Origin of the sequence: Methylobacterium platani (genome assembly GCF_001653715.1) — a bacterium.
GTDB classification, from domain to species: domain Bacteria; phylum Pseudomonadota; class Alphaproteobacteria; order Rhizobiales; family Beijerinckiaceae; genus Methylobacterium; species Methylobacterium platani.
Genome location: NZ_LWHQ01000068.1, coordinates 1 through 8,723, shown reverse-complemented (window position 1 = coordinate 8,723; position 8,723 = coordinate 1). Strand labels below are relative to the sequence as shown.

At 60.2% G+C, this 8,723-nt stretch carries 6 protein-coding genes; 5 read left to right on the top strand and 1 reads right to left on the bottom strand.

Features of this window, described 5'->3' with window-relative positions:
- The 5 genes from A5481_RS27475 to A5481_RS34265 all read left to right on the top strand — a co-directional run.
- Positions 1–396 (top strand): Crp/Fnr family transcriptional regulator (locus A5481_RS27475; protein ID WP_156655659.1); only part of this gene is annotated, 396 nt, incomplete at its 5' end.
- On the top strand, positions 393–635 hold the full coding sequence (locus A5481_RS27470; RefSeq protein ID WP_048435673.1) for a hypothetical protein: 243 nt from the start codon (positions 393–395) through the stop codon (positions 633–635). The genes A5481_RS27475 and A5481_RS27470, both read left to right, overlap by 4 nt.
- Positions 636–2,350: 1,715 nt before the next feature.
- Complete coding sequence (locus A5481_RS27465) at positions 2,351–4,036, top strand: methyl-accepting chemotaxis protein (protein WP_048435675.1); 1,686 nt, start codon at positions 2,351–2,353, stop codon at positions 4,034–4,036.
- A gap of 810 nt (positions 4,037–4,846) precedes the next feature.
- Positions 4,847–7,042, top strand: a complete 2,196-nt coding sequence (locus A5481_RS27460) for a sensor domain-containing phosphodiesterase (protein ID WP_048435676.1) — start codon at positions 4,847–4,849, stop codon at positions 7,040–7,042.
- Positions 7,043–7,535: 493 nt separating this feature from the next.
- Complete coding sequence (locus tag A5481_RS34265) at positions 7,536–7,841, top strand: hypothetical protein (protein ID WP_156311978.1); 306 nt, start codon at positions 7,536–7,538, stop codon at positions 7,839–7,841.
- Between the two features lie 53 nt (positions 7,842–7,894).
- Here A5481_RS34265 and A5481_RS27455 read toward each other — a convergent pair.
- A partial coding sequence (locus A5481_RS27455) for a site-specific integrase (RefSeq protein ID WP_064504430.1) occupies positions 7,895–8,723 on the bottom strand: 829 nt, incomplete at its 5' end.

Sequence of the window (8,723 nt, the reverse complement as noted above, 5' to 3'; positions counted from 1 at the left end):
GGTACGGGGGACGGGTTCTCGGCATGGCAAAAACACCTCACGCGAAAGCGTTCTCGGTGTCCACCGATCCGGGGCAATCCCAGGGAGTGGATGACGAGCATGGGCCGGCGCTCGGCGGGTGCGTCGGTCGCGCATCTCTTTTGTGAGCTGTACCTCAAGCTCGAGGTGGTCGGGCTCGCGCGGGATCACACTTACCAGCTCCCGCTCACACAACAGGATGTCGGCGATGCGCGAGGGTTGTCGAACGTGCACGTCAACCGTGTGCTGAGAGACTTGCGCGAGAGTGGGCTGATCAGCTGGCGCCGCGGTGGGCTGGAGATCACCGATTGGCAGGAACTCGCCAAGCTGTGCGACTTTGATCCGACATATCTGCATCTGGATCGTGGTGCTACATGAGCCTTCAACTGCAACCGGTGCGAGTGAAGACCGGCAGTTCCGACACGGAAGGGCAGCTGGTTTTTACCAACGGCCTCCTCGTGGCCGTGCTGGTGCGGCTCTCGGAGGACCATGAGGGGGAAGCCGGTATGTGGTTCTTGGAGGCAGGCTTCGACGGCGTCGAGGAACGTGCCCAGCCCACATTCGCCGATCTGGATGAGGCGCAGGAGTGGATCCAGCATCGGGTAGATGGGCACTAAGCCTCGTCACGGCACTCCCGGCCGCCCCAGGCGAGCCTAACGAACCGAAGCTCAATGATCTTCTGAGCCTCGAAGGCGAGCAGCGCCACGAGGCAGGTCTACCATGCCCAGCCGATCAGCTGGTTTAGTCGAGCCTCAGGCCCCTTGTGGTCCACAACGCGGGTGTCCGAGGCCGCGTAATTCATCAACATGTCTTCGATATCGGCGGGTCCAATCATGATTGCTCCTCAGCGGTCATGCTGCACCGCACAATTCAGCAGATGACTGTATATCTACGTTCCATGCGACTGGCGCATTGGTGCATGACTGATCGCCTTTCTGGAATGGAACTGCCCGACCTGCGACCCTGCCCCTCGGCAGAGCTTGCCACGGTTCCGTGTCTCTGTCGGTCATAGACCAATGCCTCGCCGTAGCCGTTCAAGGGCGGCTTCCAATCCTTCTGACGCTCGTCGAGATGTCGACCGATCCACCTCACCCATAATCACCCCCCTTTCCGGGGAAGTTTGCTTTTGGGCGAGTTGGGGTGCGGGCATGGCCCTGGGGGGGGCGACGTTGAGCGCTGGCGCCCGCTGCGGCTCGGGACGCGGGATTGGGCGCCTTGCTGGCGCAGGGGCTCCACGAGCCGCCTGAGCGCGGGCATTCGCGGCCGTGAAGGCCACGGCGTACTCCTCGGCAAACCGGAACAGCAGTGGCCGCCTGTGCAGGCCCTCGGCCGTCCGCTGGTATCGCTTGCCCGGGTCGGGCTCGTACCGGGCGACGAAGCCGATTTCCTCGAGCACGGCGAGCGCCCCACGGACCCGGGCCTCTGACAGCCCCAGATCCTCGCGGCCGGCGATCGCCCGCCTGTCGACCGGAAACGAGAACAGGAGCCGCCTGGGGGCGCTCCAGAACCGCCCGAGCCACGTCGCCAGCGCGAAGCAGGCAGCCGCATTCTTCCGGCCGCGCAGGGCCGTCTCAAGCCTGTCCGCGACAGAGCGCGGCAAGCGGTAGGCACACGTCATCGTTCGGCCCTCTCGGGCCGCGGTTCAGCATTCGGCGCCGCCGGTCGGGCGGTCCGTCACAGGCAAGCCGAGCCCGTCTCCGAAAGCGACGCTTTCAGATTGACTCGCACAGCGATTTCGGGGGATGATCCGAGCTGCAACGCATTGGATCGGCCCCCTCGGGGCTCTAGACCCTGGTGGCCCTGGCAGGCCTCCGGGGTCTTGCTTTTTCAGGTGGCTGCTGTCGCGGCGGTGATCCTGGTAGCGACTCGCGGGATGCGAGACGCCTTAATCAGCCATTCGGCACGAACGGCAACGGTTCGTCAAACTTTGGCGGGGTTGGCGGCCTCAGAGGCGGCGGGACAGACGGCCGGAAGGTTGTTTACCCGTTCTAGCGGTGCGGCTGAGCTGAGCAGCGATTGCAAGGGCATTCAGAAGGCAGAAGCCGGCTCGTCGGAGCGCTGCGAGCTGCCGCAATTGCTAGGCGGTCTCCGTCATCGGAGAGGCTGCAGCGTCACGGATGCCATACAATTTGACCTAGCCATATCCCTTATGTCAATAAAAGAACACACGCCTAAGTCGAATAGGTATAACAAATGTTGCTTCATATAACATGTTATAAATTGCTTTTTTATCACTTATTTAACAAATAAGTCAAAATATAGATACTCATCGGGACTGATCGGTAGCACATGCGGCGGATCGACCAGCTAACCACGCACCGGCATTACTCACATGCGCCTTTCAATCAAAACTACGCTGACAGCCATGTTCGCTGGGTTGGCGCTTATTGCCGGTGCGCAAGGCGTTGTTTCACTAGTCAAGCTATCCAGCATCCGGCAAAGCGTTGCTGAAGTTGCAAAAAATTGGACGCCATCGGTATCTGCTACTAATGCGATCCGTGCCGAGGTCGATCAAGTCCGCATCAAACAGTACCGACTAATTAGCGACGGGACCGACGAGCGGCACCGCTCCGACAATCGCAGCCAATTTGAAATGAGCGTTGGTCGTGTCGCCAAGGCGCGGACTCGGTACGAGCCCTTTATATCATCGGCGGAAGAACGCGCACTCTACGAAAATTTTTCTGCAGATTGGATACAATATAATCAAATTGCAAGCGAAATACTAAGACTTGTGATGGTTGACCAAACAAACAAAGCAGCAGAAAAACTTCTGAGTACTCAATATGTTGCTATCTATGATGCGATGCGTGAGACTCTCAATCGTATTGTTGATTTCAACGAACGCGGCGCGCAACGTGACGCTGATGTAAGTTTTGCTGCGGCAGACGCGGCTAAACTGGTATCCGTCGTAGCCGTTAGCATGGCTTTAGCTGCGGCTCTAGGTGCAATGCTTTTTGGTCTGCTGCGGATCGCGCGTCCGCTTACTCGTATGACCGACATGATGGGTGTGTTAGCGACTGGCGATACCGCGGCGCACGTCCCCTACAGTGATCGGCGAGACGAGATCGGCGCCATGGCAGCGGCCGTTCAGATGTTCAAAGATAACCTGATCCACATGCGTCAACTCGAGGAGGAAACAGCCCTCGCTCGTGCCTCGGCCGAGGAACAGCGCCGCGCCGGTATGTGCCAGATGGCGGACGCCTTTGAGCGCGCCGTCGGTGGCATTGTTGGCCAAGTCTCAGCCTCGGCGACCGAACTGCAAGCGACCGCCCAGACCATGACCGCTACCGCAACCGAGACGGCCGCTCAGTCCACCGCTGTAGCGGCGGCGGCCGAGGAAGCGTCCGCGAACGTCGGCACCGTCGCAGCGGCGGCTGAAGAGCTTGGCGCCTCCGTCCAAGAGATCGGCCGCCAGGTCGACGGTTCGGCGCGCTTGGCGCAAGCTGCGGTCACCGAGGCCGGGCAGACCGCCCAGCAGGTCCGGGCGCTCACTGAGGCGACCGTGCGCATCGGCAACGTGGTCGGGCTGATCTCCTCGATCGCCACTCAGACGAACCTCTTGGCGCTCAACGCGACCATTGAGGCGGCGCGGGCCGGCGAGGCAGGGCGCGGTTTCGCGGTGGTGGCAGCGGAGGTGAAGGAACTCGCCGGGCAGACAGCCAAGGCGACCGAGGAGATCACCAGCCAGATCGCAGCGATCCAGGCTTCGACCGGCCAGGCCGCCGGCGCGATCGGCCAGATCAGCAGTCGGATCGAGCAGATCAGCGAGGTCGCGACCTCGATCGCGGCTGCGGTGGAGGAGCAGGGGGCGGCGACCCAAGAGATTATCCGCAACGTCTCCCAGGCCGCGGCGGGCACTGATGAGGTAACGGGTAACATCGTGGGCGTGGCCCGCGCATCCGAGGACACGGGAACGGCAGCTTCGCAGGTGCTCGGAGCTGCTGGCGAGCTGTCGCGCCAGTCCGAGCATCTCTCGGCTGAGGTCGCACGCTTTCTGGCTACAGTGCGAGCAGCCTAAGCTTCGGGGGTATCATGATCTTGGCGCTCGAGCCATCGAATACGGCTAGGGCGCCATCAGACTTTTCAGCATGCGTCCAAATAAAGGCATCATCCGCGACGGCTGAGGGGCTTTCTTCAAGCCTTTCATCCCTTACAGCATCTTTCTGCACCGGCACGCACTTCAGCCGGAGAGGAATGCGGGATGGCGATCAACTTTGATTGGTTTTGGAACCATGAACCCGAATGTCGCTCGCGCGTACGACGGGTCTACCGATGCGGTAAGCCGATCGGGCGCGTGCGCCGTTGGAGAGGCGAGAGACCCATTGAGGTGCCAGCCGAATGGTTCACCGCCGAGCTGATGAAAGGCGCTCGGTATGAGCCAATCGAAGGCACATACGCGACCTTCAAGGCGGCGCTGGAGCGGATCGTAGCGTGCTGTGTCGTGCTCCGATGACGTACTCTCCCGTCAACCCTGAGCTTTTCGGCGTCATCGCCCGCGAGCTGCAAGAGCATTCCCGACTACGGATCCGTGCTGCCCAAACTAGGGCGACACACCAACTCAATAATATCTTTGACTGCCTTCTGCGCATAGATATCCTAGGCCATAATTTAGCTGAGATTTATTAAATCATCTTATAGGTAAAAAACTGCGATACTCAGTCCGATATTCAATCTTTACATTCATAGATACCAATGATTTATTGTCAGGTTATGGATTTTTGTACGCCTGTAATGCTAGTAGCTGGTCCCGATATGACAATTTGATCATAAGCATTTCTTTAAGAACTCGTGGGTAGTATAGCTATCTAACCCGAAACTCGGTTGATCAATGCAGCCGCGAGCCCCCCTAGTTGCCGAAGAAGCCCGGGTCGCCGCACTCGCTGAGTACGACCTTCTCGGATCACTTCCGGCGCCAAGCTTCACCCACATCGTCGCCCTCGCTGCGCGCCTATTCCAGGTGTCGAGCGCTTTCGTCTCCCTCCTCGATCGCGAACGACAGGTCTTCCACGCTAAGGTCGGTCTCAGCCTGTGCGAAACCAGTCGGGAAGTCGCGTTCTGCTCACACACCATCGCGCAGCCTGACCCCCTGGTCGTTCTCGACGCTGCCCTAGACCCCCGCTTCCACGACAATCCCCTCGTTACCGGGCCGCCGTACATTCGGTTCTACGTTGGCATCCCGCTGACGACGCCTTCCGGCTATTCTGTCGGTACGCTCTGTCTAGTCGACCCCCAGCCCCGTAACGCCTTCACGCAGGGTGATCGGCAGATCCTGCAGCAGCTGGCCGACCTCATCCTCGACCGCATGGAGCTGCGCCGGCTCGAGGTTGCTCGACGCGCGAGCCAATCACGCTTTGAGCATATCGCGTCGACCTCGCCTGACGGCATCATCTGCGCTAGCGCCGAAGGCTCCATCACCGTCTGGAATGCTGCCGCCGAGCGCCTGTTTGGCTACACCGCCGCAGACGCGATCGGACGTTCCATCGACTTAATCGTCCCCGAACGGATGCGGGGTGGTCACGGCGGTGGCATGCAACGGGTCGCTGGCGGCGGCGAACCTCGGCTGGTCGGCAAGACCGTCGAGTTGCCTGCCTGCCACGCGGATGGCACTGAGTTCCCGATCGAGCTGTCGCTGTCGCTGTGGCACGAAGACGGGCGGACCGCGTTCGGAGCAATCGTGCGCGACATCCGCGAGCGGAAGGCCAACGAGGAGCAGCTGTTCCGCCTCGCCCACTTCGACCCGCTTACCGAGCTGCCCAATCGGACGGTGCTGCGCGATCGTCTGAGCGAGATTACCGCCGCGGCCCGTCCCATAGCAGTGATGATGCTCGACCTGGACGGCTTCAAGGAGATCAACGACAGCCACGGCCATACCACCGGAGATGCTATCCTAAGGGAAGTTGCAGCGCGCCTGCTTAGATGCCTCCGTCCGACCGATATGGTATCACGGCTCGGTGGCGACGAGTTCGTAATGCTGCTGCCTGACCTCGGCGATCCACTGCGGGCGACCACAGTGGCAGAAGCGGTCATCTCTGCGATCGCCACGCCGGTCGAGTACGAGAACCAAACACTCCGTCTCAGTGCCAGTGTCGGCATCGCCCTGTCGCCAGCGCACGGTGGTACCGCTGACGAGTTGCTCTCATGTGCTGACCTCGCGCTGTATCAGGCCAAGGACGACGGGCGAGACTGCTACCGGCTGTTCACCCCCGTGATGCGGCAGGAGGCACAACGCATCCGCACCTGTCGGGATGAGCTGGGTCGGGCTCTTGAGCGCGGCGAGTTCGTGCTGCACTACCAGCCTCAGGTGCGGCTCAGCAGCGGAGCATTGGTCGGGGCGGAGGCGTTGATCCGCTGGCAGCATCCAGAGCGTGGACTGCTCGCGCCGGGCGCGTTCCTCGACGTGCTGGATGGCAGCCGTTACGCATCGGCTGTCGGCGACTGGGTGCTCGACACGGCGTGCGCACAGGCAGCGCGCTGGCGCGAGGCGGGCGCGCCTGAGTTCCGCGTCGGAGTGAACCTGTGCAGCGCACAAGTGCAGCGTGGCGATCTCGCTGAGAAAGTGGCGGCTACCCTGAGTGCTACAGGATTGCCCCCTTCGGGTCTGGAATTAGAGATCACCGAAACCATCGTGTTGCGACACGATAGCGCGCTAGTCACGGCATTGCGCGAGCTGCGCGAGGCCGGAGTTGGCATCGCGTTTGATGACTATGGCACAGGCTACGCCTCGCTCAGCCTACTGAAGCGCTTTCCGCTGACTCGGTTGAAGATCGACCGCTCGTTCGTCACTGGAATGCTCGCCTCGGAACAGGATTTAACGATCGTGCGGGCAATCCTGCAGCTTGGACATGGGTTCAAGCTTGCCGTGATCGCTGAAGGCATCGAAACGGAAGCCGAACATATGTGTCTACGAGCGAAAGGATGTCAGGAAGGACAAGGCTATCTATTTGGCAAGCCAATGTCATCCGATGTGTTCGCAGCATGTTATGGGCTAGCGCCAACATTTGATAAAATTTCGGCCATAGCATGAAAGTCCATTTTTTAATGTTTGTCATGTGGCCGACACGACATTTTGCTTCGTGCCGCTCAACCAGATGCATTGAAGTAATCTCTGAGGATGCGCTGTACATCTGATATGGTAGGCCTACGTGCGAGCGCGGGCCTTCATGTCAATGAATGGTGTGGGCATGAGCAGGCGTATAGTGAACGCGCACGGGCCGAGCTAGGACCGCCCGAAGCGCCGCGAGGCCCCGGCGGCGAGCCCGTACCCTGTTCCGGCGCAAGGCCATGGGCGACCTGTTCCAAGGGCCCTATCCGGTGGCTTGAGACCCGCTACAACCACAAAACAACAGTTACAACCAGCATGCCAAAGCCTTTCAGATTGCTATTCCCCGCCAAATTCTCATGCGATTGTTTTTTGCCGGCTATGCATAGCTGATAATGTAGATACTTGTTCGATTTTATTGGCTTCGATCGATAAAATGCTTATGATTATTGCTTTCTAAGATACATGCGGAGTCCTCATGTCAAATGTTAAAACAATTGCCGCCACTATACACAAGCTGGCCAAACCAGACATAAAGCCAAAAGAACTAATGGCGTTAGTCCGCAAGAAGCACCCTGACGCCACAAAGAAACAAATTGTTCGCGCAGCATTCTTTTGCTTGATCCAAGACATTGATAACGATGTAGAGAAATCAAAATATCTCCATACCTTTGCACTGAGCGAGCGATCTGGCGACGATATGGACGATGTAACATCTCAGAACCTTGAGAAATTACGGAAGAGTGATAAGAAGGCGCACAAGCTGCGCACTATAAAATATTGATCTAAAATGCAGATATCCGGATTGGTGTTCGCTCTCGGGTCAACCTTCTATGACTAAAGGAACCCACTCCCCGAGTGCCCCTTGAAGGCGTTCGCCCGCCGGATGTAGCCGACGACGGTCCGGGTATCCCGGTGCCCGGACTGATCCATGATGCGGGCGAGATCCGCCCCGCGCTCCGCTGCTGTCGTGATGTAGCCAGCGCGCAGGGAGTGAGCCCCGAACGTCGATGCATCGAGCCCGGCCGCGGTGGCGTAGCGCTTCACGATGTCTGCGACGGCTTGGGTGGTGAGGCGGGGAGGAGTGGCGAGGTTTGCCACTCCTGCATCGTCCGAAGGATGGGGAATTTCCCCACCCTCAGAAACCCGGGCAGCCTGCCCACCTTTCCGCACCCGTCCGGATCTGGACACAGGCCGGAACACTGGCCCCTCGGTGATCCCCGCCGCATCGAGCCAGTCGCGCAGCAGGGCAACCGGACGGATGAACCTGCCGTGCGGAATGGCCTTCTCGAACCCGGCGCCCTCTTGGTCGACCTTGGATCGGCGCACGAGCACCCGCAGGCCTTCGGGATCCTCGCGCAGGTCCTCCACGTCGAGGGCGACAAGCTCGGAGCGACGGAATGCGCCAGCGAACCCGAGGGCCAGCAACGCACGATCCCGCTTGCCCGTGAGCGTGTCGGGGATCCGCATCAGCATCGCCGTCACGATGTCGGCCGTCGCAGCAGCCTTCTGGTCCGGCGCAGTTCCGACCTTGCGCCGGATGCCCTTCATCGTGGCGCGCACTGCCTCATCGTCTGTCGGGTCCGGCATCTTCGCCAGCTTGTGCGCGTACCGGATCGCAGCGCACCGCCGGCCGATCGTCGAGGCGGCCCGGCCGACCTCTGCC